A 573-nucleotide genomic window follows, 5' to 3' on the forward strand; every position below is an offset into this window, starting at 1 on the left:
AGACATCCCCTACCCTCTACTCTTACAGCTAGCGCCAAAGTGCTGAGCAAGCCAAAGTTGGAGCCAAAGAGATCAGCGTCAACAATCAGAGATCACTGTTAAAGGACAGACACTAGAGAAAGACCAGATGCATATGCTGCATATAAAGAGCGCGATAGTTAATTGATCGGCCTTACAACAGAGCCGTGAACCAAACCAACACACAAAGCGCAACAACAAAAACCACATTCAGCAGCCTAAAAACACCACAACGCCAGATTTGAGAGGCTTTGCGTTTTTTGCGTTCAAACCTGCAATATTACGTTGCTATGTAAAACCAGCAGGTCAAACGGCGGTGCAAGATTACAAAAGACCTCACACCAAGACAGTCCAAAGAAGCAACTAGGAGCAAGGTTCAGCAGCAGACTTATTCCCCATCTGCCAACATCTATCCCCGCTCCAGAAAAACATATCCCCGTACTCAGCACGACAACACCGGCATCGGCATCGGCATCGGCATCGGCATCGGCATCGGCATCGGCATCGGCATCGGCATCGGCATCGGCATCGGCATCGGCATCGGCATCGGCATCG

1 protein-coding gene is annotated in these 573 nt (G+C 49.9%); it reads right to left on the reverse strand.

All coding sequences use genetic code 11. The features are described 5' to 3' along the window. Positions 1–284: 284 nt before the first annotated feature. Positions 285–573: hypothetical protein (locus PPL9_RS32715; protein ID WP_200962324.1), on the reverse strand; the 289-nt coding region annotated here is incomplete at its 5' end.

It is taken from the genome of Pseudovibrio sp. POLY-S9, from assembly GCF_001431305.1.
Classification (GTDB): domain Bacteria; phylum Pseudomonadota; class Alphaproteobacteria; order Rhizobiales; family Stappiaceae; genus Pseudovibrio.